Annotated in this window: 21 protein-coding genes and 3 pseudogenes; 9 read left to right on the top strand and 15 right to left on the bottom strand. The window is 76.2% G+C overall.

What is annotated here, in order from left to right; all coding sequences use genetic code 11:
• Positions 1 to 62: 62 nt before the first annotated feature.
• Both FSW04_RS27935 and FSW04_RS18510 read left to right on the top strand, forming a co-directional pair.
• On the top strand, positions 63 to 305 hold the full coding sequence (locus tag FSW04_RS27935) for an imelysin family protein (RefSeq protein ID WP_187369505.1): 243 nt from the start codon (positions 63 to 65) through the stop codon (positions 303 to 305).
• A gap of 48 nt (positions 306 to 353) precedes the next feature.
• Positions 354 to 869 carry a Fur family transcriptional regulator gene (locus tag FSW04_RS18510; protein ID WP_146921727.1) on the top strand — a complete coding sequence of 172 codons (516 nt, stop codon included), beginning with the start codon at positions 354 to 356 and terminating at the stop codon, positions 867 to 869.
• Here FSW04_RS18510 and FSW04_RS18505 read toward each other — a convergent pair.
• The 8 genes and pseudogenes from FSW04_RS18505 to mdlC form a co-directional block, all read right to left on the bottom strand.
• A complete protein-coding gene (locus FSW04_RS18505; protein WP_228430569.1) occupies positions 800 to 1,657 on the bottom strand; it encodes a metal ABC transporter permease in 858 nt (285 codons plus the stop codon). The genes FSW04_RS18510 and FSW04_RS18505 overlap by 70 nt on opposite strands.
• A complete protein-coding gene (locus tag FSW04_RS18500; RefSeq protein ID WP_146921726.1) occupies positions 1,654 to 2,400 on the bottom strand; it encodes a metal ABC transporter ATP-binding protein in 747 nt (248 codons plus the stop codon). Before FSW04_RS18500 ends, FSW04_RS18505 begins: the two co-directional genes overlap by 4 nt.
• Entirely contained in the window at positions 2,397 to 3,194 is a 798-nt protein-coding gene (locus tag FSW04_RS27375; protein ID WP_321167712.1) for a metal ABC transporter substrate-binding protein, read from the bottom strand. Before FSW04_RS27375 ends, FSW04_RS18500 begins: the two co-directional genes overlap by 4 nt.
• A 243-nt stretch (positions 3,195 to 3,437) precedes the next feature.
• A pseudogene (locus tag FSW04_RS27370) lies at positions 3,438 to 4,156 on the bottom strand (metal ABC transporter permease); the annotation flags it as partial.
• A gap of 50 nt (positions 4,157 to 4,206) precedes the next feature.
• Positions 4,207 to 4,632 (bottom strand): metal-dependent transcriptional regulator, encoded by a 426-nt coding sequence (locus FSW04_RS18485; protein WP_146921724.1) that lies wholly within the window; start codon positions 4,630 to 4,632, stop codon positions 4,207 to 4,209.
• Between the two features lie 32 nt (positions 4,633 to 4,664).
• Positions 4,665 to 5,735 carry an alpha/beta hydrolase gene (locus tag FSW04_RS18480; protein WP_228430568.1) on the bottom strand — a complete coding sequence of 357 codons (1,071 nt, stop codon included), beginning with the start codon at positions 5,733 to 5,735 and terminating at the stop codon, positions 4,665 to 4,667.
• Positions 5,732 to 8,545, bottom strand: coding sequence for an FAD-binding and (Fe-S)-binding domain-containing protein (locus tag FSW04_RS18475; RefSeq protein ID WP_146921723.1), 2,814 nt, complete (start codon positions 8,543 to 8,545; stop codon positions 5,732 to 5,734). Before FSW04_RS18475 ends, FSW04_RS18480 begins: the two co-directional genes overlap by 4 nt.
• Positions 8,546 to 8,548: 3 nt before the next feature.
• Positions 8,549 to 10,166: pseudogene (mdlC, locus tag FSW04_RS28190) on the bottom strand (benzoylformate decarboxylase).
• Between the two features lie 150 nt (positions 10,167 to 10,316).
• Between mdlC and FSW04_RS18465 the strand changes: the two are divergent.
• The 4 genes and pseudogenes from FSW04_RS18465 (at position 10,317) to FSW04_RS18455 (ending at position 13,537) form a co-directional block, all read left to right on the top strand.
• On the top strand, positions 10,317 to 10,949 hold the full coding sequence (locus FSW04_RS18465; protein WP_146921722.1) for a helix-turn-helix domain-containing protein: 633 nt from the start codon (positions 10,317 to 10,319) through the stop codon (positions 10,947 to 10,949).
• Positions 10,946 to 11,773 (top strand): annotated as a pseudogene (locus FSW04_RS18460) (benzoate/H(+) symporter BenE family transporter); the annotation flags it as partial. The gene FSW04_RS18465 and the pseudogene FSW04_RS18460, both read left to right, overlap by 4 nt.
• 19 nt (positions 11,774 to 11,792) lie before the next feature.
• The gene (locus tag FSW04_RS28650; protein WP_407653001.1) at positions 11,793 to 12,161 is read left to right on the top strand and encodes a benzoate/H(+) symporter BenE family transporter; all 369 of its coding nucleotides are present in this window, start codon (positions 11,793 to 11,795) and stop codon (positions 12,159 to 12,161) included.
• Between the two features lie 287 nt (positions 12,162 to 12,448).
• The gene (locus FSW04_RS18455; protein ID WP_187368904.1) at positions 12,449 to 13,537 is read left to right on the top strand and encodes a lysylphosphatidylglycerol synthase transmembrane domain-containing protein; all 1,089 of its coding nucleotides are present in this window, start codon (positions 12,449 to 12,451) and stop codon (positions 13,535 to 13,537) included.
• A gap of 332 nt (positions 13,538 to 13,869) precedes the next feature.
• On the opposite strand, the gene FSW04_RS18450 is transcribed toward FSW04_RS18455, so the two are convergent.
• The 3 genes from FSW04_RS18450 to FSW04_RS27350 all read right to left on the bottom strand — a co-directional run bounded on the left by FSW04_RS18450 (position 13,870) and on the right by FSW04_RS27350 (position 16,769).
• On the bottom strand, positions 13,870 to 15,027 hold the full coding sequence (locus tag FSW04_RS18450; RefSeq protein ID WP_146921720.1) for a DUF3089 domain-containing protein: 1,158 nt from the start codon (positions 15,025 to 15,027) through the stop codon (positions 13,870 to 13,872).
• Positions 15,028 to 15,117: 90 nt separating this feature from the next.
• The gene (locus FSW04_RS26285) at positions 15,118 to 15,831 is read right to left on the bottom strand and encodes a penicillin-binding transpeptidase domain-containing protein (RefSeq protein WP_267128341.1); all 714 of its coding nucleotides are present in this window, start codon (positions 15,829 to 15,831) and stop codon (positions 15,118 to 15,120) included.
• Positions 15,732 to 16,769 (bottom strand): hypothetical protein, encoded by a 1,038-nt coding sequence (locus FSW04_RS27350; protein WP_228430565.1) that lies wholly within the window; start codon positions 16,767 to 16,769, stop codon positions 15,732 to 15,734. Before FSW04_RS27350 ends, FSW04_RS26285 begins: the two co-directional genes overlap by 100 nt.
• Positions 16,770 to 16,961: 192 nt before the next feature.
• Between FSW04_RS27350 and FSW04_RS18440 the strand changes: the two genes are divergently transcribed.
• Together FSW04_RS18440 and FSW04_RS18435 are read left to right on the top strand one after the other, a co-directional pair.
• Positions 16,962 to 17,876: an acyl-CoA desaturase gene (locus tag FSW04_RS18440; RefSeq protein WP_146921719.1), complete on the top strand. Its 915-nt coding sequence runs from the start codon at positions 16,962 to 16,964 to the stop codon at positions 17,874 to 17,876.
• A gap of 54 nt (positions 17,877 to 17,930) precedes the next feature.
• The gene (locus FSW04_RS18435; RefSeq protein ID WP_228430564.1) at positions 17,931 to 19,484 is read left to right on the top strand and encodes a fatty acyl-CoA synthetase; all 1,554 of its coding nucleotides are present in this window, start codon (positions 17,931 to 17,933) and stop codon (positions 19,482 to 19,484) included.
• Between the two features lie 8 nt (positions 19,485 to 19,492).
• On the opposite strand, the gene FSW04_RS18430 is transcribed toward FSW04_RS18435, so the two are convergent.
• From FSW04_RS18430 to FSW04_RS18415, 4 genes are all read right to left on the bottom strand, one after another.
• Positions 19,493 to 20,143 carry a lysophospholipid acyltransferase family protein gene (locus FSW04_RS18430; RefSeq protein WP_146921718.1) on the bottom strand — a complete coding sequence of 217 codons (651 nt, stop codon included), beginning with the start codon at positions 20,141 to 20,143 and terminating at the stop codon, positions 19,493 to 19,495.
• 29 nt (positions 20,144 to 20,172) lie between these two features.
• Positions 20,173 to 20,586 (bottom strand): PaaI family thioesterase, encoded by a 414-nt coding sequence (locus FSW04_RS18425; RefSeq protein ID WP_146921717.1) that lies wholly within the window; start codon positions 20,584 to 20,586, stop codon positions 20,173 to 20,175.
• Positions 20,587 to 20,606: 20 nt separating this feature from the next.
• Positions 20,607 to 21,332: an LLM class F420-dependent oxidoreductase gene (locus FSW04_RS18420; protein ID WP_407653000.1), complete on the bottom strand. Its 726-nt coding sequence runs from the start codon at positions 21,330 to 21,332 to the stop codon at positions 20,607 to 20,609.
• 101 nt (positions 21,333 to 21,433) lie between these two features.
• Complete coding sequence (locus FSW04_RS18415) at positions 21,434 to 21,901, bottom strand: DUF427 domain-containing protein (protein WP_146921715.1); 468 nt, start codon at positions 21,899 to 21,901, stop codon at positions 21,434 to 21,436.
• A gap of 67 nt (positions 21,902 to 21,968) precedes the next feature.
• Between FSW04_RS18415 and FSW04_RS18410 the strand changes: the two genes are divergently transcribed.
• The gene (locus FSW04_RS18410; protein WP_146921714.1) at positions 21,969 to 23,510 is read left to right on the top strand and encodes a sensor histidine kinase; all 1,542 of its coding nucleotides are present in this window, start codon (positions 21,969 to 21,971) and stop codon (positions 23,508 to 23,510) included.
• The last annotated feature ends 20 nt before the right edge of the window (positions 23,511 to 23,530 follow it).

The following is a 23,530-nucleotide window of genomic DNA, read 5'->3' as shown; positions in this document are numbered from 1 at the left end:
CCAAGATCACCGGCGAGGAGGACCGCTACTCCCACACCGACCTGTCGGACTTCGAGGCCAACGTGGCGGGGTCGGAGGCGACGTTCGGCCTGCTGGCGCCGGCGCTGCGCAGGCGCGACCCGGCGCTGGCGGCGACGATCGCCGCGCGGTTCGACGCGGTCAACGCGCGGCTGGCCACGCTGAAGGAGGGCAAGGCGTTCCCCTCCTACGACGAGGTCGGCACGACCGAGCGGCGCCGGCTGAGCCAGCTCGTCGACGCCCTCGCCGAGCCGATGTCGCACGTCGCGGTCAAGCTCACGGCGTAGCGATCCCCGCTGCCCTCCGCCGCCCCTGCGCGGCTACCCTTGGTGGGAATGGGTCTCACGGAGCACGAGCACGCGGACTGGGGCGCCCGGGCGACCGAGGCGCTGGCCGGGGCCGGGTACCGTCGCGGCGGTGCGCGGGCCGCGCTCATCGCGCTGCTCGACGAGCAGCGCTGCGCCCTGTCGGCGACCGAGCTGGAGCAGGCGCTGCGGACCCGCGGCGGCCGCGGGGTCGCGCGGGCCAGCATCTACCGGATCCTCGACGAGCTCGAGGCGCTGCGGATGGTCACGCGCGTCGAGGTCGGCCAGGGGCTCGCGCGCTTCGAGGCCGCCCGCGAGGAGGGCCACCACCATCACATGGTCTGCGACGCATGCGGCCAGGTCATCCCGTTCGAGGACCCCGAGCTCGAGCGCGCGATCCGGCGCCTCGCGCAGCGCGTGACCTTCGCGGTCGCCGAGCACGACGTCGTGCTGCACGGCGCCTGCGCCGACTGCCGTCAGGCCGAGGCCGCGCGCGACGAGCCGAGGCGGCCACGCACCGCGCCGGCGCCCACCGCCGCGACGTAGGCGGCCACGATGACCCCCGCGATGGACGCGCCGGCGGCGGTCCGCGCGTAGTAGGACAGGTACAGGCCGCCGGTGCCGGCCAGGATCGCGATCGCGGCGGCCACGGCCATCATCGACGGCATGCGGTGCGTCAGCGCGCGGGCGCAGGCCGCGGGCCCCACGAGCACCGCGATGACGAGCAGGTTGCCCATGCCCTGCACCGCGACGAGCAGCGCGCCGGCCACCAGGAGCAGCAGCAGCGCGTCGACGACGGGGGCGCGGACGCCGAGCGCCCCGGCGTTGAGGCGGTCGAACCCGACGAGCAGCAGCCGGCCGTGCAGCAGCCACAGCGCGGCGAGCACGACGACGGCCAGCCCCGCGGCCAGCGCGAGGTCCGTGTCGCCGACGCCCAGGACGTCGCCGAACAGCAGCTCGCCCAGGCCCGCCGGCGACGCGGGCGACAGCGCCAGCAGCGCGCCCAGCCCCAGCAACGCGGTCACGACGACCGCGACCGCCGTGTCCCGGCCGATCGCCGGGGTGCGCGCCGCGGCCGCGATGGCCAGCGCCGCCACGACGAGCCCGGCCGCGCCGCCGAGGATGAGCGGCAGGCCCGTCAGCGCCGCGAGGACGAGGCCCGGCAGCAGCGCGTGGGCCAGCGACTCGCTCGCATAGCTCAGGTCGTAGAAGATGATCCAGCAGCCCAGCGCGCCGCCGGTCAGCCCGAGCAGCACGACCTCCAGCAGCGCGCGCCGGTCGATCCCCTGCTCCCAGGGCGCGACCAGCGCGTGCCAGAGCGTCGCCGTGATCACGCGTGGTCGTGGTGGTGGGGGGGCAGGACGCAGCGCTCGCCGGGCAGCTCGACGATCTCGCCGCCGTAGGTGGCCTCCAGCGTCGCGCGGGTGAGCACGTCGGCCGGCGCGCCGAACGCGACCTGGCGGCGGTTGAGGCACAGCACGCGCTCCCAGCCGCGGGCCTGGTCGACGTCGTGGGTGGCGATGAGCAGCGCACGCCCCTGGGCCGTCAGGGTCGCCAGCAGCTCGTCGAGCAGGTCGACGCTCGGCGCGTCGAGCCCGACGTAGGACTCGTCGAGCAGCAGGACGGGCGCGTCCTGGACGAGCGCCCGGGCGACGAGGACGCGCTGGCGCTGGCCACCGCTGAGGTCGCCGAACGTACGGTGCATGCGGTCGGCCAGGCCGACGTCGGCCAGCGCGCGGCGGGCGCGGCGGCGGTCCGCGCGCCCGGGCTGCCGCCACCAGGGCAGCGTCGACAGCGTGCCCATGAGCGCGACGTCCAGCGCGCTGACCGGGAAGTCGAGGCGCGAGCGCTCCGTCTGGGGCACGACGCCGATGCGCGGCGGGCGCACGACCGTGCCGGCGCTGGGCCGCAGCTCACCGAGCAGCGTGCGGAACAGCGTGGTCTTGCCGCCGCCGTTGGGCCCCAGGACGGCCACGCGCTCGCCCGCCTTCACGGCGAACGTGACGCCCTGCAGGACGGGCGGCCCGCCGTACCCGGCGGCCAGGCCGTCGGCGGCCACCAGCGCGCCGGCGCTCATGCGCCGGCCCCCGGGCGGCAGCGCTGCGCGTCGCCGGTGAAGCCGCGCACCATCGCATCGGCGTCGGCCTGCTCCATCCCGATGTAGGTCGCGCCCGCCGAGCCCGCGGGCCCGAGCGTGTCGCCGTAGAGCGACAGGTCGGCGCGGGCGCCGGTCTGGCGCGCGATGGCCCGGGCGAGCTTCGTGCTCAGCGAGGCCTCCGGGAAGACGGCGCGCACGTGCGCGCGGGCGATCGTCGCGCTCAGCGCGGCCAGGTCGCCGGCCGAGGGCTGGGCCTGGGTGGTCTGCGAGGGGATGACGGCGCCGACGACGGTGATGCCGTAGCGGTTGGCGAAGTAGGCGAACGCGTCGTGGTCGGTGACCAGGCGGCGCTCGGCGGCCGGCACGCGCGCCATGCAGCGGGCGATCCCGCGGTCCAGGCCGCGCAGGCGCGCGACGTAGGCGTCCGTGCTGCGGTCCAACTCGGGCCGGGCCGCGGGCTCGATGCGCACGAGCGCGTCGTGGACGCGGCGCGCGGCGAAGATCATGTTGCGCGGGTCGTGCCACCAGTGCGGGTCGAAGCGCGAGGCCTCGGGCCCCGAGGTCTTGCCGGGCAGCGCGATGGGGCGCCCCTCGCCGGCGTCCAGGGCCGCGGCGTCGCTGCCGGCGTCCTTGACGACCTCGCCCATCCAGGCGTCGAGCCCGTCGCCGCTGGTGAGCACGAGCGCCGCACGCGCGGTCCGCTGGACGTCCTTGGGCCGGGGCTCGTAGGTGTGCGGGTCGCTGTTGGGCTGCAGGATCTGGGTGACCGACACGGCCGGGCCGCCGACCTCGCGCACGAGGTCGCCGAGCTGCGTCGTGGTGGCCACCACGGCGATGCGCCCGTCGGCCGCCGGGTCGCCGCCGCCCGAGTCGCCGCAGCCGCCGGCGGCCAGCGCGAGGAGCGCGGCGGCGGCGAGCGTGATCGCCCGGCGACGGGTCAGCCCCGCGCGCGCCAGGGCGGCCAGGGCGAAGACCGCGCCGCCGACGACCGCGATCGTGGCCCCGGGCGGGGCGTTGACCTCCACCGACAGCCAGAGGCCGCCGAGGCCCTCCAGCAGGACGAGCGCGACCGTCGCCAGCTGCCAGCGCCCGAGGCGGTCGACGAACAGGCGCGTGGTCGCGGCGGGCACGACGAGCAGCGCGGTGGCCAGCAGCGCGCCGATGGCGTCCAGCGCCGCCACGGCCGCGCCGGCGACGAGGACGAGCAGGACGACGTCGGGGACCGGCGACCGCGCCCCGAGCGCCCGGGCGCCCGAACGGTCGAAGCCCGAGGCCAGCCAACGGCGGCCCAGCAGCGCGGAGGCGACGAGCACGGCCACGCCGCTGACCGCGGCGACGACCTCGTCGGTGCCGCCGATGACCAGCAGGCTGCCGAAGAGCAATCGCTCGACGCTGCCCTGGGAGTGGAACACGTCGCTGGCCAGGATGACCCCGAGCGCGAGCGCCCCGACGAGCACGAGCGCGGTCGCCGAGTCATAGGTGTCGGTCCGGCGGCCGGCGAGCGCGGCGACGCCGAAGGCCACGACGCCGGCCGTCGCCAGCGCGCCGAGCAGGGGGAGAAGCCCAGGCCGTCGGCGAGCACGAGCCCCGGGAACGCCGCGGTCCCGACCGCGTGGGCGTAGAAGCTCAGCCCGCGCAGGACGATCCAGGTGCCCAGGATCCCCGACCCGACGGCCAGCAGCGCGAGCTCGACGGCGGCGCGCTGCACGAACGGGAGGTCGAACGGGGCGGGCATCCGCCGCCATTAAAGCAGGAACGAGTCTTATTCTTGTGCCGGCGCCGCGATCACCCGGCGTCACGCCGGGTGCGCCACGCCACGAGGCGGCGGGCCAGCACGGGCGACAGGCTCGTCGCCAGGGTCTCGGCCTCGGCGGCCGACTGCTCGTCGTCGAGGCCGAGGACCTCGTGGGCCAGCACGTGCGCGGCGTGGCGCCGCGAGGTCAGCACGAGCGCGGCGCTCGTCCCGTTGGCGGTCAGCGTGAGCGCGCCGGGGTCGACGAGGTCCAGCGCCCGCAGGCGCCGGATCATCTCCAGGGCCGTCGGGTGCGACACGCCGACCTTGCGGGCCACGGCGGCCTGCGACGGCGGAGCGCCGGCGGCGTTGAGGTCGCGCAGCGCGAGCAGGTAGCGCGCCTCGCCCTCCGTCAGCTCCATGCACGGCACGTGGACCTCGGAGGCCGGCTTCGTGCGCAGCGGGTGACGGGGAGGCATCGCACCCTCCAGGATACCGGCGGCCCCGCCGGTCAGCGGGCGGCGTCGAGACCCTGGCGCAGCGCGCCGGCCATCGTGGCCAGCGCGTCTCGGCTGCTGCGCAACACGGTGGTGTTGAAGCAGCCGTGCAGCTGGCCGAAGCGCTGGGCGCCCACGGCCACGCCCGCGGCGCGCAGCGCCGCCGCGTAGGCCTCGCCCTCGTCGCGCAGCGGGTCGGTGAGGCAGGTGGCCACGTAGGCGGGCGGCAGGCCGCGCAGGTCGCCGGCCAGCAGCGGCGAGGCGTCGGGCTCGGCTCGGCGGGCGGGGTCGGGGACGTAGTGGCCCACGTACCAGTCCATGCCGTGCTCGGTCAGGAACCAGCCGTCGGCGTAGTCGCGCACCGACGGGGCCTTGTGGGCGAGGTCGCAGGCCGGGTAGATCAGCAGCTGGAAGGCGGCGGCGGGCAGCGCGTCGTCGTCGCGGGCCGCACGCGCCAGCACCGCGGCCAGGTTGCCGCCGGCGCTGTCGCCGCCGACGGCCAGCCGCGCCGGGTCGGCACCCAGCCGGCCGGCCTCGCGCGCGGCCCACGCGTAGGCGGCCACCGCGTCGTGCACGGCCGCGGGGTAGGGGTGCTCGGGCGCCAGGCGGTAGTCCACCGAGAGCACGCGCACCCCGGCCAGGTGGGCCAGCAGCCGGCAGGACCCATCGTGGGTGGCCACCGAGCCCTGCACCCAGCCGCCGCCGTGGAAGAAGACGAGCAGCGGCCCGGGCGCGGGCGCGCCGCCGGGGACGTAGAGCCGGGCGCCGATCGGCACCGCGCTGCCCGGGGCCGGCGGGATCTCGTGGTCGCTGACCGCGACCGGCAGCCGTGGGCGGGCGGCCATCGGCAGCGCCGAGAGCGCCAGGAGCCGGCGCTGCTCGGCCACCGGGACGCGGTCGTCCATGCGGCCGGGCGCCAGGCGCGCCAGGCGCGCGAGCAGCAGCGCCTCTGGGTGCAGGCCGCGGGCGGCGGCCGGGGGCCGACCGGCCAGCAGCGCGACGACGGGACCCGGCAGGGAGAGCACCGCCCGCGCGACGACGGCCGTCACGAGCGCCTGCACACGGCCCGGCCAGGCCGCGGTCACGGCCGCGTCAGCTCCTCGAGCAGGTAGACGAAGGATTCGTAGGGGCGGCCCGTGACCTGCTGCAGGCCGATCTCGCACGTGCGGTTGGAGCACAGGCACGCGTCCAGCGTTCGCCCGACCAGCCCGGCGGCGACCTCGCGCAGGGCCGAGGCCGGCACCTCGGGATGCAGCAGGCCGCGGTCGCCGGCCATGCCGCAGCACGTCGTGCCGGCGGGGATCACGACCTCCTCGGCCAGCGCGCCGGCCAGCGCCTGCAGGGTGCCCGTGAGGCCGAGGTGACCCGTAGCGCACGTCGGGTGCACCGCGACCGTGCCCACCCGGCGCGCGACCTGCAGCCCGGGCAGCAGGCGGTCGTGGGCCCAGGCGACCGAGTCCAGGATCTCGAGCTGCTCGTGGCGCGCGCGGGCCTCGGGCTCCAGCGCGGCGGGCACCTCGGCCACCAGCCCCAGCGCGCAGGACGACGCGTCGATGACGACCGGCAGGCGGCCGCCGTCGGTCCAGCGCCACAGCGCCTCGGCCACCCGGGCGGCCATGACCGCGTGGCCGTCGGTGTAGCCCTTCGACGCCCACGGCGTCGCACAGCAGTGCCCGGCGGCGTCGGCCGGGATCCACAGCGGCACGCCCGCCCGGGCCGACACGGTGACCAGCGCCGTGGGCAGGCTCGTGCGCCCGCCGCCGGCCTCGGCGGCGCCGAAGATCCGGTTCACGCACGCCGGCAGGTAGACGGCGGCGGCGCCCTCGCGCCGCGAGCGCGGCAGCGCGCCCGGCGCGGGCTCGGGCAGCGCGCGGTCGCCGAGCAGGCCGCCGGCGGCATGGCCCGCGCGCACGCCGGCGCGCGCCGCTCGCTCGACGGTGCCGAAGTGGCGCGCGGCGGTCGCGGCCGCCCGGCGGGCGGCGGGCCTGTGGCCCTGGGCGCGCAGGTCCTTGACCAGGCGGCCGGTGTCGATCGCCACGGGGCACACGGGCGCGCAGGTGCCGTCGGCCGCGCACGTGTCCAGCACGTCGTGGCCGAAGTCCTCCAGGATCGCGCGGGCCACGGGCGAGCCGTGGGGCTGGCGGGCCAGCTCGCGGCGCAGGACGATGCGCTGGCGGGGCGTCGTGGTGGCGTTGCGGCTCGGGCACACGGGCTCGCAGAACCCGCATTCCACGCAGGCGTCGGCGTAGGCCTCGATCGGCGGCTGGCTCTTGAGGTCGCGCAGGTGGCAGTGCGGGTCCCGGTTGAGCATCGTCCCGGGGTTCAGCACGCCGCCGGGATCGGCAAGGGCCTTCAGGCGCCACATGATGTCGGTGGCCTTGGGACCCCACTCGCGCTCGAGGTGCGGGGCCATGTTGACGCCGGTGCCGTGCTCGGCCTTCAGCGACCCGTCGTAGACGTCGACGATGAGGTCGACCATGTCCTCCATGAACGCCTCGTAGCGGGCGAGGTCCTCGGGCCGGCCGAAGTCCGGCGTCAGCGAGAAGTGCAGGTTGCCGGCCGACACGTGGCCCGCGACGCCGGGCGCGAAGCCGTGGCGGGTCAGCAGGGCCTGCAGGTCGCGGGCGCAGCGCGCCATGTCGGCCGGCGGCACGCACACGTCCTCGACGATGAGCGCGGTGCCGGCCGGGCGCACGCGGCCCATGAGCCCGTACAGGCCCTCGCGCACCGTCCACGCCTGCTCGATCGCGCGCTCGTCGCGCGTGAAGCCCGGCGGCTGCAGGAGCCGGTGGCCGTCGAGGACCCGGACGGCCGCCGCCTGCGCGGCGTCGAGCTGGGCGTCGTCGTCGCCGCCGAGCTCCACGAGCAGCGCGGCGGACTCCAGCGGGAGCTCCTTCCAGGCCTGCGGCGAGCCCGGGATGTTCCAGGCGGCGGCCACCAGCGCCGGGGCGACCATGAGCTCGGCCGCGCGGGCGCCGGCGGCGATGAGCGCGGGGACGGGCGCGACGGCGGCGTCGATGGTCGGGAAGTGCAGCCAGGCGACGGTCGTGCGCGCCGGCTCGGGCCGGGTGCGCAGCACCGCCTCGGCGACGAAGGCCAGCGTGCCCTCCGAGCCGACGACCAGGCGCCGGAAGATCTCCAGCGGCGTGTCGGCGTCCAGGAACGCGCACAGCCGGTAGCCCATCGTGTTCTTGATGGAGAACTTGCGGCGGATGCGCGCGCTGAGCTCGGCATCGGCCCGGACCTCGTCGCGCAGCTCGAGCAGGCCGGCCGCGAGCTCCGGCGCGGCGGCCGCGAACGCCGCCTCGGCGCCGGGCGCCGCCGTGTCCAGGAGCGTGCCGTCGGCCAGCACCAGGGTCATCGACTCCACCGTCGAGTACGCGTCCCACGTCGTGCCGCAGCGCATCCCGCCCGAGTTGTTGGCGATGACGCCGCCGATCGTGGCGATGTTCGTCGATCCCGGGTCGGGTCCCAGGCGGCGGCCGTGGCCGGCCAGCAGGCGGTTGGCGAAGCCCAGCAGCGTGCCCGCGCGCAGCGTCACGCGCTCGCCGCCGGGGGCGATCCGGACGCCCGAGAAGTGGCGGCGCACGTCGATGAGGATGCCGTCGGTCTGGGCCTGGCCGTTGAGGCTCGTGCCCGCGGCGCGGAACGTGACGGGCAGGCCGGCGGTCGCGGCGTGGCGCAGCGTGCGCGCGACGTCGTGCTCGTCGCGGGCCATGACGACGACCCTCGGGAAGCGGCGGTAGGGGCCGGCGTCCGACGCGTAGCGCACGAGGTCGATCGGGCGGGAGAGGACCTGGGCCTCGCCCAGCAGGGCCTCGAGCTCGGCGCGCAGCGGCTGGGGCGTGCCCCCGGCCAGCGAGTCGGGGGCGCGGTCGGCGAACGTGGTGGCCATCGCCTAGACCAGCGCCATGCCGGGGCGGACGCCGACCTCGACGAGCCGGGGCCCGTCGCCGGCCGCCAGTGCGGCCTCCAGCGCGGCGCGCAGCGCGTCGGGTCCCTGGACGGACTCGGCGGGCACGCCGTAGCTGCGGGCCGTCGCGGCGACGTCCAGCGCGGGCAGGTCGAGCCCGGGGCGCCCTCCACGCCCTCCAGCTGGGCGAACCACTTCAGGATGGAGTACTCCGCGTTGCGCAGCACGAGGAACGTCACGGGCAGCCGATAGGCGGCGGCGGTCCAGAAGCCGGTGATCGCGTATTGGGCCGAGCCCTCGCCCAGGACGCAGACCACGCGGCGGCCGGGCTGAGCGAGCTGGACGCCGAGCGCGGCCGACAGCCCGAAGCCCAGCCCGCCCGAGGCGCCGAACCAGTAGCTGCCGGGGCGCGAGATGCGCAGGCGGTTGCGCAGGGCCATGGTGCTCGACGGCGATTCGAGCACGACGACGGCGTCGTCGCCCAGCACGCCGGCCAGGACGCCGTGCACGTCGCCGGGGTCCATGTCGGCGCCGCTGCCGTCCTCGGCCGCGGGCGCGGGCGGCGCGTCGCGCACCGGCGGCGGCGGCCGGTCGGCCGGTGGGTCGCCGAGCACCGCGAGCAGCGCGTCGAGGGTGAGCCCGACGTCGGCGACGATCGCGTCGCCCATGGGCGCGCGGGCGGCCTCGTCGGGGTCGTTGGTGATCGCGACGAGCTCGGTCCCCTCGGGCAGCGCGGGCCCGGGCAGGTAGGGGTAGTAGGGGAAGACCGAGGAGCCGACCACGAGCACGAGGTCGTGGCCCTCGAGCATCTGCCCGGCGGGGCCGATGGCCGGGGCCAGGATGCCCTGGAACTGCGGGTGGTCCTCGGGAAAGCCGAGCCGGTTGCCGCCGGTGGCGGGGAGGCCAGCACGGGGAGGCGCTGGTGCTCGGCCAGGGCGACGGCGGCGTCCCAGGCGCCCGCGGCGTCGATGCCGGGCCCGGCGACCAGGACGGGACGCCGCGCGTCCTCCAGGCGGCGGGCCAGCCCGGCCACGACCTCGGGGTCGGCGCCCGCGCGGCCGCCGACGCGGCGCATGACCGCGCGGCGGGCGTCGGCGGCGTCGACCTCGGCGCCCCAGTCATCCATGGGCAACGAGACGAACGCGGGGCCCGCGGGCGGCAGCCCGGCCAGGGAGGTCGCTCGCGCCAGCGCGGCCGGGACGTCCTGGGCGCGGGGCGGCTCGAAGCTCCACTTGACGTAGGGGTGGGGGACCTCGGTGGCGCGATGGTCGCTGAGGTTGGCCTGCATCGTCAGGTGCGCGCGGACCTGCTGGCCGGCGGTGATGAGCAGCGGCGCCTTGTTGGCCTGCGCGTTGAAGATCGCACCCATGGCGTTGCCCAGCCCGGGTGCGGTGTGCAGGTTGGCGTGCGCGACGCGGCCGGTGGCCTGGGCGTAGCCGTCGGCCATGCCGACCACGACAGCCTCCTGGAGGCCCAGGATGTAGCGGAAGTCCGAGGGCAGCCCGGCGAGCATCGGCAGCTCGGTGGAGCCGGGGTTGCCGAAGATTGTGGTCATGCCGCGCTCGCGGAACAGCTCCAGCGCGGCTTCGCGCACGGTCGTCACGGGACAGGTCCTCCTCCATCGAACGGCTGCGTCACCGCGCAGCATCACCCATCCGGCCGATCGGCGTCGTGCTCCCGGCGCCGGTGCGCTGCGGCGGACGGGGCGGCTGACACGGGCGCCGGCGTCCACTACGGTGGACGATCGTCCATCATGGCGACCGACCCGATCCCCCGCCGCCCGGTGCCCTCGCCGCCGGACGAGCCCTCCGGGCTCGACGAGCTCGGTCGCCGCATCGGCCGCGCCGTCCGGGCGCTGCGGCTGGGCCTGGGCTGGTCGCTGGGCGACCTGGCCCGGGTGGCCGGGCTGTCCAAGACGATCCTCGGGCGCATCGAGCGCGGCGAGGGCAACCCGTCGATGGAGACGCTCTGGCGCCTGTCCCAGGCGCTGTCGGTCCCGCTGGGGACGCTGCTCTCACCGCCCGAGCGCCCGCGGACGCGGCGCATCCCGGCCCGCGAGGGCGAGCCGCTGCGCGCCGGCTCCGGCATGGCGGCCTGGCTCGTGCACGCCGAGGGCCGCGAGCACCGCTCGGAGGTCTTCGAGCTCGCGCTGCCCGCCGGCGCCGACCAGCGCAGCGAGCCGCACCTGCCCGGCACCGAGGAGCTGATCGTCTGCCTGTCAGGCCGACTGCGCGTGGGGCCCGACGGGGAGGAGGCCGACCTGCGCCGCGGCGACGCCGCGTGGTTCGAGGCCGACGTCGCCCACCACTACGCCGCGGCCCGTGACGCCCGCGCGCTGTGCCTCATGCTCTACCCGTCCCTGCCGGGTGCCGCGGGGTCGCGATGAGCGCGCCCGCGCGCGGCGACGTGCTCCAGCCCGTCCTGGCCGGCGTGGTCGCGGCGGTCGTCGGCTTCGCCAGCTCGTTCGCGATCGTGCTCGCCGGGCTGCGCGCGGTGGGCGCCGACGAGGCCCAGGCCGCCTCGGGGCTGCTGGCGCTCTCGGTGGGCATGGGCGTCTGCGGCCTGCTGCTGTCGTGGCGCTCGCGCATGCCGCTCAGCGTGGCGTGGTCGACGCCGGGCGCGGCGCTGCTCGTGGCCGCCGGGCCCGTCCACGGCGGCTACCCGGCGGCGGTGGGCGCCTTCGCGCTGGCCGGACTGCTCATCGTGGCCGCCGGGCTGTGGGCGCCGATGGCCCGGGCCATCGTGGCGATCCCGGGGCCGCTGGCCAACGCGCTGCTGGCCGGCGTGCTGCTCGGCGTGTGCATCGCCCCGGTGCGCTCCATGGTCGAGCGGCCCGGCCTGACGGCGCCGATGGTCGTCACCTGGCTCGTGCTGCTCAGGGTCGCGCGCCGCGCGGCGGTGCCCGCCGCGCTGGCGGCGGCCGCGATCGCGGTCGCCGTCGAACCCGTCCCGCACGCCGCCGCGTCGCACCTGCTGCCGCGCCTGACGTTCGTGGTCCCGCACCTGGACGCCGGCACGCTCGTCGGCGTCGGCCTGCCGCTGTTCGTGGTCACGATGGCCTCCCAGAACATCGCGGGCATCAGCGTGCTCGCCACGTTCGGCTTCCGCCCGCGGCTGCGCCCCGTCCTGGTGACGACCGGGGTCGCCGGCGTGGTCGCCGCGCCGCTGGGCGGCCACGGGATCAACCTGGCGGCGATCACCGCCGCGCTGGCCGCCGGCCCCGACGCCCATCCCGACCCGGCGCGCCGCTGGATCGCGGCGGCGGTCCTCGGGCGCCCTGTACCTCGTCCTCGGGCTGTCGGCCGGCCTGGCGACCGCGCTGCTGTCGGCGTCGCCGCCCATCCTCATCGAGGCGGTCGCGGGCCTGGCGCTGCTCGGGACGCTCGGCGCGTCGCTGCGCGCGGCCACCGCCCACGAGGAGCACCGCGACGCGGCGATGGTCACGTTCGTCATCACGGCGTCGGGGATCACGGTCGCGGGCATCAGCGCCCCGTTCTGGGGGCTGGTCGCGGGCCTGGCCTTCCTCGCGCTGCAGCGCGCCCGCCGCGGTCGGGGCGCACGCGCCCATGAGGCCTCCGACCGCCAGCGCCGCGGATGAGCGACCCCTCGGCCGGTGGCCGGGTCGTCCGCGGGGGTCCGGGCCGGCCGATGTCGCGTTGGTGGTGCATGACCCCACGTTCGCGCGATCCGGCTCCCGGACGAGCGCGGACGCGCCCGTTCCGTATTTGCGGTGGTACTTGGTGTGACGGCGCGCCACCACGCCGGCGCGCCCTCGGAGGCGCCGCTGGGTGCACAACCCTCCACCCGCGGGTAGGGCCACGCTGCGGCGCTCGACCCGGGCTGTCCGCGCCGCCCGCGGGCGGGGATCGGACCGAGGAGCACACGATGCGCAGCACGCCGGCGGGCCCCGCAGGGCCGCCGCCGGCGGAGCCGGGCGCCGACCACCACTTCGACGCGCGCCGCCAGGACGCCGAGGCGGGGGAGGGCGCGCGCCTGCGGCGCGGCATCATCTCGCTGCTCGTGCTGGGCGTGCTCGTCGGTGCCCTGGTCGTGGCGGTGCCAGGGCTGCGCACCGTCGCCGACCGCCTGCGTGAGGTCAGCCCGGGCTGGGTCGTGCTCGCCGTCGCGCTCGAGCTCGGCTCCTGCGCCGGCTACGTCGCGGTCTTCCGGCACATCTTCTACCGCGTCCCGCTCGTCCTGGCCGTGCGCGTCGCGCTGTCGGAGATGGCCTTCGGCGCGGTGCTGCCCGTCGGAGGCGCCGGGGGCATCGCCGTCGGCGCCTGGGTCGCCAAGGCCAAGGGCGGCTCGCTGCGGCGCTTCATGGAGCGCTCGGCCGTCCTGTTCCTCATCACGAGCGGCGTCAACGCCGCGACGCTGGCCGTCGCCGGCCTGCTCGTCGGCGCCGGGGTGCTCCACGCGCCCCACCCCCTCCTGCTCGGCCTGCTGCCCGGCGTCGTGGGCTGCGCCGGCCTGGCGTTCTTCTGGTGGCTGCCCGACCTCGTCGCGCGGCGGTCGCCCGACCGGCCCGACGGCCGGCTCGTCGGCTGGCTGCGCACGACCGCGCTCGTCGTCGGCGAGGCCCGCGAGGAGGTGCGCCATCCCGGCTGGGGGCTGCTCGGCGCGGTGGGCTACCTGTGGTTCGACATCGCGATGCTCTGGGTCAGCTTCCGCGCGTTCGGCCACCCGCCGCCGGTCGGGGCGCTCACGCTCGCGTTCCTCATCGGCTACCTGGGCAACATCCTGCCCGTCCCCGGCGGGATCGGGGCGCTGGACGCCGGGCTGACCGGGGCGATGATCCTCTACGGCGCCGACCCTGCCACCGCGGCCGCGGCCGTCCTGGTCTACCACGCCGTCGTGCTCTGGATCCCGACGCTGCTGGGCACGCTGGCCTTCCTGCGCCTGCGCCCGACGATCTCCGAGCGGGTCGTGCTGACGCCCGAGCGCCCCCCCGGTGCTCGGCGTGTGGGCGGCTAGGCCAGGGCGCCGCGGTCCAGCTCGGAGGACCGCGTGTGCTCGGTGAGCGCGAGCGTCAGGTCGTCCCCGGCCAGCAGGTTGCACAGCACGGGGCGCACGCCGTCCTTCGCCGCCGAGGGCCGGGGGCCAGGTGAGCCGGAACCAGCGCGGCGCGTCCGGGCCGCCGGTCGCCGGGCGTCCTCCGTGCCGGCGCCGCCGAAGACGTGGCCGCGGGCCGCCCTCGTCCATGGCGGCCTCCGCGGCGGCCTCCGGGTCGGCCCATCTCCGGCGTCTCGCCGGCCGGGCCGCGCAGGGAGATCTCGTGCTGGTGGTTGCCGAACGGCGCCGCACGGTCATCGGCGCGCGTAGGCCGCCGCCTCGCGGTGCACGATGCCCACGAGGTTGCCCAGGCCGATGTTGGCGTCGGTCAGATGCAGGCCCCAGGTCGCGTCGGCCAGCGGTCGCAGCACGGGCGCGCCGGGCACGGCGCCCGTGATGCGCAGCACGTGCGCGCCGCCGGCGGCCGAGCACGCCGCGCGGTAGACGCCGTCGAACTGCACCCACGTCGTGGAGGCCGCCGGCGCGGGCAGGCCGATCTGCGTCGTCTCGGCGCCGATGATCGTCCCGGGCGCGAACGGCGCCGCCGGCTCGATCGACGTCAGCAGCCCCGAGCCGCCGCCGAGCGCGGCCGGGTTCGTGCACAGCACCTGGAGATCCTTGGTCGAGGTCCGCCCGAAGAACCCGCGGCCCGTCACGCGGCCGAACAGCGCGCCGGCCGGCGGGGTCGCGTTGAACGTGGAGAACGCGATGACGCAGCCCAGCTGGGTGGCCGAGCGGCACGCCGGGATGTGGCCGAAGTCGCCGCCCACCCCGCCCCCCTTGCGCACCAGCACGTTGCCGCCGAGCAGGATGGCGCTGACCATCCGCCGCCGCACCGACGGCTTGGGGTCGATCTCCCGGGCCACGAGCCGGCGCAGCATGAACGAGCCCTGCGAGTGGCCGATGAGCACGAGGCCTCGGCCCCGGTTGTGGTGGGCGAGGTAGTCCCGCCAGGCGGCGCGCACGTCACCGTAGGCGCGCTCCTGCATCGCCTTGGTCACCGTCTTGGGCTGCAGCAGCCCCTGGAGCGTGATCTGGCGGTACATGGGCGCCCAGACCCGGCACTCGCTCGCGTAGCGCGCGGCCTGGTAGAGCGCGATGGAGCGCTGCTCGGGGTCGATGCGCAGCGACGCCGTCGGCGCCTTCTGGTCCGAGACGGTGGGGTAGACGTAGAAGCAGTCGATCATCGGCGCCTTCGTGGCCGGCGGCGTGATCGTCCCCAGCGTGGCGCCGGTCGCGTCGGCCAGGGTCGTGGAGAGCCCGGCCGTGCACGGATCACCGGCGTGCCCGGGGGCGCAGAGCCACGTCGTGGCCGATGCGCCGCCCGCGCCGGCGCCACCGAGCGCGACGGCCGCGCACGCCGTCGCGATCATCGCCGCCGCCGTGCGGCGACGCCTCGGACCCTGGGTCATCTGTCCTCCGTTGATCGGTGCCGTGCCCCCGGGACGGGCGCGGCGGCGGGGACATCATCGTCCATGGCCCGGCGCCGGGACGCCGCGCGGTCAGCGCAGCGCCGCGGTCAGCACCTGGCGGGCGATGGGGGCGGCCGCCTTGCCGCCTGCCCCCGCGCCGACGAGCATGACCCCGACCGCCACGCGCGGGTTGCGCGCGGGGGCGAAGGCGACGAACCACGCGTCGGTGTTCTTGGGGTCCGACGTGCCGTCGCCGGTGAACCGCAACTCGGCCGTGCCGGTCTTGCCCGCGACCTGGACGCCGGGCAGCGCCGCCGCGGTCCCGGTGCCCGACTGCACGACGCCGATCATCATGTCGCGCACCTGGCCGGCGACCCGCGCGCTGACCGCGCGGCGGCGGATGACCGGGTCGCTGCGCACGACCCGCGGGCTGGCGCGCACCCCGCCCGAGCCGATCGTGGCCCCGACGCTGGCCATCTGCAGCGGCGTCGCCAGGTCCTTGTTCTGGCCGATGGCCGCCGAGCCGATCGCGATCGCGTCACGGAGGTCCTTGGCGGGATCGCCGAGCGTGCTGATCTTGGCCGCGGGCACCCGCGGGGTCTCCTCGAAGCCGAAGGCCCGCGCCCGCGCGACGAGCCGCCTGGCCCCCAGCCGGGCCCCGAGCGGGGCGAAGACCGAGTTGCAGGAGTCGGCGAACGAGCGGCTCAGCGTCCCGCCGCAGGACTCGCCGCTCGCGTTGGAGAGCTTGACGCCCGACAGCGTCGCCGAGCTGCGGACCGGATAGGAGGACGACGGCGTGGCGATCCCCGCCGCCAGGGCGGCCGACAAGGTGATGATCTTGAACGTCGAGCCCGGCGGCTGGGGGCGGAGACCGCGATGCCCGCCAGCGCGAGCACCGAGCCGTCCGAGGGCCGGATCAGCGCCACCCCGCCGAGCTTGGAGCCCAGGGCGCTCTGGGCGGCCTGCTGGACCGTGCGGCTGAGCGTCGAGCGCACCGAGCGCCCCGCGACGGCGGGCACGCGGTCGATGAGCCGGCCGCCGAAGCGCAGCTCGGCGCCGGGCGTGCCGGCCAGCCGGGCGGCGTAGCGCTTGCGCAGCCCGGGCGCGAAGGGGGCGAGGACCGTGTCGGCGTCCAGCGGGTCGCCGGCGGCGGTGAGCACCGACGCGCGGTCGGGCTCCTGCAGCGTCCGGCGCCGCGGCGTCTCCCCGGGGCGCAGGCCCGGCAGCCGCAGCGCGGGCGTCCAGCGCACGCCGCCGGGCGCGACGGGCACGCGCACCGTCGCCCGCAGCGTGCCGAAGAGCTGGGTCGTCACCGCGGCGGGCACGGTCACCGCGCCGTCCTTGAGCTTGGACGCGGCGCCGAGGCGCACGGAGCGGACCGTCGCGGCGCGGTCGGCGTTGCGCTGCAGGGCGCGGAAGCGCTCCAGGGGGTAGGCGCGCCGGGTGGCCGCGTCGGTGGCGGCCCACATCGCCTCGGTGTCACGCGCCGCCCAGGCCTTCACGTAGGCCGCGGCGTGGGCGCGCTGGCGGTCCAGGCGCTGCTCGTGGCGGACGACGAGCACGACGACGGCGACGATCGCGGCCAGGACGAGGACGCCGATCAGCATCGGGAGCGGGTTGCGCCGCCGGCGCCGGCGGGGGCCGCCCGCCCGATGGCCGGGCTCCAGCCACGGGACCCCGGCGCTGCGCCGCGGCGGCGCCGAGGCGAACATGGAGCGGCGGCGACGGCGGCGGCGGGGCACGGACCCTCCTGTTTACCGTGCCGGGGCGCCGACCGCACCCGCTCGGGTCGGCGCGGGCGCGGACTTGCAGCCGCAGCCTGGCGCGCCCGCGGTCAGCCGGGGCTGGATTTGTAGCTTCGACACAACAGGAGCGACTCGAAGGCGAGAGAGGGCACAAGAGAACGGGCTTCGTTGGCGCAACAGTGCTAAGACATGACCCGCACCGAGCGCTACGCCAATCTCGGCGGCGTCGTCGTCCCGTTCCTGGGCGTCCTCGCCGCGATCGTCCTGCTGTGGAACTCCTGGGTCGACGCGACCGACCTCGCGATCCTCGCGGTGATGTACTTCTTCAGCGCGCTGGGCGTGACCGTCGGCTTCCATCGGCTGTTGACCCACCGCTCGTTCCGGACGTCGCCGTGGCTGGAGCGCACGTTCGCGGTCATGGGCTCGCTGGCGGTCCAGGGCTCGGTCATGGACTGGGTCGCCGACCATCGCAAGCACCACGCCCACACCGACGAGGAGGGCGACCCCCACAGCCCGCACGTCGGCCACGGCAGCGGCCTGCGCGGCCTCTGGCACGCCCACACCGGATGGCTGATGGAGACCCAGGGCCAGGCCGACTGGAAGCGGTACGCCAAGGACCTCTACGAGGACCCGGCGATCCGGCGCATCGGCAAGCGGTTCCCGCTCTGGGTCGTCCTGTCGCTCCTGATCCCCACGGTCGCGGGCTTCGCGCTGCACGGCTTCACCTGGCAGGGCGCGCTGCGCGGCTACGTCTGGGGCGGCCTGGTGCGCGTCTTCCTCCTCCACCACGTGACCTGGTCGGTCAACTCGATCTGCCACTACTTCGGGTCGCGCCGCTTCGAGGTCGACGACCGCTCCACGAACGTGTTCTGGCTCGCGATCCCCTCGCTGGGCGAGTCGTGGCATCACAACCACCATGCCTTCCCTCGCTCGGCCGTGCACGGCCTGCGCGCGTGGGAGATCGACGTCTCGGCCATGGTCATCGCCGGCCTGGAGCGCGTCGGCCTGGCCCACGACGTCGTGCGGATCGCGCCCGAGCGCCAGCAGGCCAAGATCGCGGCGCCCGAGCCCGTGGCCGCGGGCCGTCCGCGGACGCCCGCCTGACCCGGTGCGGACCGCCCACCCGGGGACCCTCTCCGGGGCGGATAGGTTCGCGCCATGCCCGCACCGCCGATGACCAGCACCGTCGACGACGTCGTGCGCCGCAGCGCGCGGCGCGCCGGCGGGGCCGAGGCCGTCCGCTTCGGCGAGCGGTCGTGGACCTACCGCGAGCTCGACGACGCGGTCAGCCGCGTCGCGGGGCGCCTGCTCGGCCTCGGGCTGGCCAGGGGCGACCGCGTGGCCGCCCTGGGGACCAACTCCGACGTCTATCTGCTGCTCTTCCTGGGCTGCTCGCGGGCGGGCCTGGTCCACGTCCCCGTCAACTACAACCTGGTCGGGTCCGAGCTGGCCTACATCATCGGGCAGGCGGGCAGCACGGCGCTGTTCGCCGACGCCGCGCTGGCCCCGGCCGCCGACGCCGTCGCCGGCGACCTGGCGCTGGCCCACCGCGGGACCCTGCGCGACGGCCCCGACCCCGCGCGGGACGTGCTGGCCTGGGCCGGCGACGGCGAGGTCCCCGACCTCGGCGGCGTGCAGGTGGCCGATGACGACCTCGTCCAGCTGCTCTACACCTCGGGCACGACGGCTGCGCCGAAGGGCGCGATGATGACCCACCGGGCCTTCGTCCACGAATACGTCTCCTGCGTCGTGGGGCTCGACCTGCGCCCCTCCGACGTGCCCCTGCACCCGTTGCCGCTCTACCACTCGGCGCAGATGCACGCGTTCCTCATGCCCTACCTCATGCTCGGGGCCGTCAACCACATCGTCGAGCGGCCCGACCCCGGCGACGTCCTGGCCCGGATCGAGCGCGACCGCATCACGAACTACTTCTCGCCGCCCACGGTGTGGATCGCGATGGGCGAGCACCCCGACTTCGCCACGCGCGACCTCAGCTCGCTGCGCAACGCCTACTACGGCGCGTCGATCATGCCCACGCCGGTGCTGCAGCGCCTGCGCGAGCGCCTGCCCGGCGTCGGGTTCTACAACGCGTTCGGCCAGTCGGAGATCGCCCCGGTCGCCACCATCCTGCGCCCTGAGGAGCACGACGCGCGACCCGACTCGGCGGGCCGCGCCGCCCTGTTCGTGGAGGTGCGCGTGGTCGACGCCGACGGCCAGGACGTCGAGCCCGGCGGGCAGGGCGAGGTGCTCTACCGCTCGCCGCAGCTGTGCACGGGCTACTGGGACAAGCCCGAGGAGACCGCCGAGGCCTTCGCCGGCGGCTGGTTCCACTCCGGCGACCTGGTGCGCATCGACGAGGAGGGCTTCATCTTCGTCGTCGACCGGGTCAAGGACGTCATCAACACGGGCGGCGTGCTCGTCGCCGGCCGCGACGTCGAGGAGGCGCTCTACACCCATCCCGAGGTGGCCGAGGTGGCGGTGATCGGGCTGCCGCACGAGCGCTGGATCGAGGCCGTCGCGGCGGTGGTGGTGACCCGTGCGCCGGTGTCGGAGGCCGACCTGCTCGCCTACGCCCGCGCGCACCTCGCGCCGTTCAAGGTCCCCAAGTCGGTGCACTTCGTCGACGAGCTGCCCAAGAACCCGTCGGGCAAGGTGCTCAAGCGCGAGCTGCGCGAGCGCCTCGGCGGCGACGGCTCGGCCGTCGGGCGCTGAGCGCGGGCTCAGGGGCGCGGCGGCGGGGCCGGCCGCGCGCGCCGGCCGGCGGGCGCGATCGGCGCGATGCCCCGGATCTCGGCCACCAGGCGCGCCGCCTGCTCGGCGGCCGTCTCGCCGGGGACACGGGCGCCCTGCTCGGGGGCGAAGAAGCGGACGCGGACACGGGGGCGCTTCGGGAAGCGCGGGATGTCGACGGTGCCGGTCACCGCCGCGCACACCACGCCGGCCTCGGGAACCGCCTCGTGCAGGCGCCCGAAGCCGCTGCGCGGCCGCAGCTCGCGGCCCAGCGACCGGGTGCCCTCCGGGAAGATCCCGATGCAGGCGCCGGCGCGCAGCTCGGCCACCGCGCGGTCCATCGCCCCCGCGTCGCCGCGCCCGCGCTCGATCGGGATCTGGCCCATGCCGTCGAGGATCGCGCCCAGGCCGGGCTTCCACAGCGACGCCTTGGCCAGCGCCCGGATCTGGCGGCGCGGGAGCGCGGCGATGCCGATGGCCACCGGGTCCCAGTAGCTGTCGTGGTTGCCGGCCAGCAGCAGCGGCCCCTCGGCGGGCACGTGCTCCAGGCCCTCGACCTCCAGGCGGCCCCACCAGCGCACGGCGGGGGTCGTGACGGCCATCGCGAAGCGGTAGGCGGGGGTGATGGTCGGCCGCGGCATCGCCGGGGATCTAACCACCTCGCGCGCGCTCACCCGGCGACGACGAAGACCGCGCGCGCCCGGACGATCTCGCGGTCTCCGGCCGTCAGCGAGCAGTCGGCGAAGGCGAGCGTGCCGCCCACGCGATCGACCCGGGTGTGCGACTCGATCCAGTCGCCCGGCCGCGCCGGCTTGAGGAAGTCGACGGTCAGGCTGACGGTCGCCCGGTCCTTGCCGTCGCCGGCGTCGGCGTCGATGGCCCGGCCCAGCGCGAAGTCGGCGAACGTCGAGAGCAGGCCGCCCTGGATCGTGCCCCGGTGGTTGGCGTGACGCTCCTCCGCGCGCAGCCCCAGGACGAGCTCCTCGCCGCTCTCTCGGACGTGCACCGGGCCGACGTGCTCCAGGAACGGGCCCTGGCCGGGGAACTCGACGAAGCCGGCGGGGACGGCGGTGCTCGCGCTCATGGACGCGAGCAGTACCCGTCTCAGCCGGCGTTGACCCCGTCGCGCCAGGCCACGAGCTCGCGCAGCGGCCCGAGGTCGTAGCCGCTGCCGTCGCCGCCGACGCCGAGGATCACGTGCTGCACGCCGGCGGCCTGCAGCGCGTCGACCTCCGCCAGGACGTCGCCGTGCACGCCCCAGGTGCGCTCGATCTCGGCGGGGTCGCGGCCGGCCTCGGCGCAGTGGCCGAGCAGGATCTCGTTCTTGCGGGCGAACGTCTCGGCGTCGCCGAAGCCGTGCCACATGTCCGCGTGGCGCGCGACGAGCTTGAGCGTGACCTTCTCGCCGCTGCCGCCGATCAGGATCGGCAGCTCGCCCACCGGCGGCGGGTTGAGCTTGCCGATGCGCTCCTTGATCCGCGGCAGCGCGGCGCGCAGGTCGCGCAGGCGGTCCGGCGCCGTGCCGAACTCGTAGCCGTACTCGTCGTAGTCGCGCTCGAACCAGCCCGCGCCGATGCCCAGGATCGTGCGGCCGCCGGAGATGTGGTCGATCGTGCGGTGCGCGTCGGCCAGCAGCTCGGGGTTGCGGTAGGAGTTGCAGATGACCAGCGCGCCGATCTGCGCGCGCTCGGTCACCTCGGCCATCGCCCCGAGCGTCGCGATGGCCTCGAAGTGCTTGCCGTCGGGGTGCCCGTAGAGCGGGTAGAAGTGGTCCCAGCAGAAGATGGAGTCGACGCCGATCTCCTCGGCCTCGCGCCACGCCCGGCGCATGCCGTCGAAGTCGGCGTGCTGCGGCTGGACCTGAACTCCTACACGTACGGGCACGGCGACCTCCTGGGGGTGGTGACGCGGGACACGGTAGCCACCCGTCCTCACCACCCGGCCGTGCCGGGCGGCCCCTTGAACGGGCCGACGAGATCGGCGGTGATCCACCCGCCGTAGAAGTCGCCGGGCTGGGCCTGGACGCGCTCGTCGTCCAGCCACGCCGCGTCGACGCGGCCGGGGTAGAACGCGACGTGGTCGCGCAGTGCCTCGTAGCCGGGGCTGGGCTGCGGGTAGGTCCAGGCCACGGCCTCCAGGCGGCGACCGGCGACGACGACGTCCAGGTAGCGGGCGGTGCCCTTGTACTCGCACCAGGTCGTGCGGCCGACGGGGGAGGGCACGACGAGGTCGGCGCGGACGTCGCCCGGCGGGACGTAGATCGCCGGCGGGTGACTCGTCTCGAGCACCCGGAGCGCCATGGCGGAGTCGGCCACGATCTCGCCCGCGGCCTGCACCCGCACGCGCCGCGTGCACGGCACGACGGCCGGGGGCCTTGGGTAGTCCCACACGCGCTCCACGTCTGCCCATACGGAGCCCGGACCGCTCGCGGCTCACCGGACCGGGCCGAGCGCTAGGTTCTGCTCGATGCCCGAGACCGACGTGGTCGCCACCCCGGACGGCGAGCGTCATGCCGACCAGCTCGCGCTCCTGGTCGAGCGGATGGCCGACGACGCCATCTTCCTGCTGGACCCCGACGGGATCATCATCACCTGGAACGCGGGCGCGGTGCGCAGCCACGGCTACCGCCCGGAGGAGATCATCGGGCGCCACGTCAACGCGCTCACCGTTCCGGAGGGCCTGGAGCGCGGCGATCCCGAGCGGATGCTGGGCGCCGCGGCGCGCGACGGGCGCGCCGAGGAGGAGGGGTGGTCGCTGCGCAAGGACGGCGCCCGCTTCTGGGGCGTCATCGGCGTCACGGCGCTGCGCGACGATGAGGGCCGGCTCGTCGCCTACGGCGCGGTCGTGCGCGACCTCACCGCGCGCCGCGCGATCGAGCGCCGCCTGCGCCGGTCGGCCGACGAGCTGACGGCCAAGAACGCCCAGCTCGAGCAGTTCCGGCGGCTCATCACCGCCGTGCGCGACTACGCGATCTTCGTGCTGCACCCGGGCGGCCAGGTCGCCACGTGGAACCCGGGCGCCGAGCACATCAAGGGCTACCGCGCCGAGGAGGCGATCGGCCGCCACTTCTCGATGTTCTACACGGAGGAGGACCGGCTCGCCGGCCGGCCCGAGCGCGCGCTGGAGGCGGCCGCGCGCGACGGCCGCTTCGAGGGTGAGGGCTGGCGCGTGCGCAAGGACGGCACGCGGCTGTGGGCCAGCGTCGTCATCACCGCGCTGCGCGACGACGACGGCGCGCTGACCGGCTACGCCAAGGTCACGCGCGACCTCTCCGACCGGCGTGCGGCCGAGGAGGCGCTGCGGGCCGCCAACGACCGTCTGCAGCGCTCCAACGAGGAGCTCGAGCGCTTCGCCTCCGTCGCCGCCCACGACCTGCGCGAGCCGCTGCGCACCGTGTCGGGGTTCGCCGGGCTCGTGCTCGCGCGCCACGGCGACGCGATCCCGCCCGAGGGGCACGCGCACCTGCAGCAGATCACCGCGGCCGCCGAGCGGATGCACGCGCTCGTCGACCGGCTGCTCGAGTACGCCCGCGGCGGCGGCCCCGCGGCCGCGCCCGAGGTCGTCGACGTGCAGGCCACGCTGTCGGCCGTGCTCGCCGAGCTGGAGGGCGCCATCACCGACCGCGGCGTCCGGGTGACCGTGCAGCTGGGCCCCGACGTGCACGTCCTGGCCGAGCGCGTCGACGTGGAGGCCGCCCTGCGCAACCTGGTCTCCAACGCGGTCAAGTTCGCCGCGGCGCAGGACCCGGCGGTGACCGTCCGCAGCGAGCCGACGCCGGGCGGCTGGCTCATCGAGGTCATCGACAACGGGATCGGCATCGATCCCGCCCACCGCCCGCGGATCTTCCAGGCCTTCCACCGCCTGCACGGCCTCGCCGAGTACCCCGGGACGGGCCTGGGGCTGGCCATCGCGCAGCGGGCCGTCGAGCGCAGCGGCGGCACGATCGGCGTCGAGTCGGCGCTCGGCGAGGGCAGCCGCTTCTGGTTCGCGCTGCCCGGCGGCGCCTGAGCGCGGCACCGGCACGGAGC

The sequence above is a fragment of the Baekduia soli genome, from assembly GCF_007970665.1.
GTDB lineage: Bacteria > Actinomycetota > Thermoleophilia > Solirubrobacterales > Solirubrobacteraceae > Baekduia > Baekduia soli.
This window is presented reverse-complemented; position numbering and strand designations above follow the sequence as displayed.

Coding starts and splice junctions, on each gene's coding strand:
- FSW04_RS18450 (WP_146921720.1), bottom strand. CDS start 15,027: ATGACCCAGGGTCCGAGGCGTCGCCGCACGGCGGCGGCGATGATCGCG.
- FSW04_RS18465 (WP_146921722.1), top strand. CDS start 10,317: ATGGCGACCGACCCGATCCCCCGCCGCCCGGTGCCCTCGCCGCCGGAC.
- FSW04_RS18430 (WP_146921718.1), bottom strand. CDS start 20,143: ATGCCGCGGCCGACCATCACCCCCGCCTACCGCTTCGCGATGGCCGTC.
- FSW04_RS18510 (WP_146921727.1), top strand. CDS start 354: ATGGGTCTCACGGAGCACGAGCACGCGGACTGGGGCGCCCGGGCGACC.
- FSW04_RS18500 (WP_146921726.1), bottom strand. CDS start 2,400: ATGAGCGCCGGCGCGCTGGTGGCCGCCGACGGCCTGGCCGCCGGGTAC.
- FSW04_RS18420 (WP_407653000.1), bottom strand. CDS start 21,332: ATGCGCCGGGCGTGGCGCGAGGCCGAGGAGATCGGCGTCGACTCCATC.
- FSW04_RS18410 (WP_146921714.1), top strand. CDS start 21,969: ATGCCCGAGACCGACGTGGTCGCCACCCCGGACGGCGAGCGTCATGCC.
- FSW04_RS18425 (WP_146921717.1), bottom strand. CDS start 20,586: ATGAGCGCGAGCACCGCCGTCCCCGCCGGCTTCGTCGAGTTCCCCGGC.
- FSW04_RS18455 (WP_187368904.1), top strand. CDS start 12,449: ATGCGCAGCACGCCGGCGGGCCCCGCAGGGCCGCCGCCGGCGGAGCCG.
- FSW04_RS18435 (WP_228430564.1), top strand. CDS start 17,931: ATGCCCGCACCGCCGATGACCAGCACCGTCGACGACGTCGTGCGCCGC.
- FSW04_RS18475 (WP_146921723.1), bottom strand. CDS start 8,545: ATGGCCACCACGTTCGCCGACCGCGCCCCCGACTCGCTGGCCGGGGGC.
- FSW04_RS18485 (WP_146921724.1), bottom strand. CDS start 4,632: ATGCCTCCCCGTCACCCGCTGCGCACGAAGCCGGCCTCCGAGGTCCAC.
- FSW04_RS18440 (WP_146921719.1), top strand. CDS start 16,962: ATGACCCGCACCGAGCGCTACGCCAATCTCGGCGGCGTCGTCGTCCCG.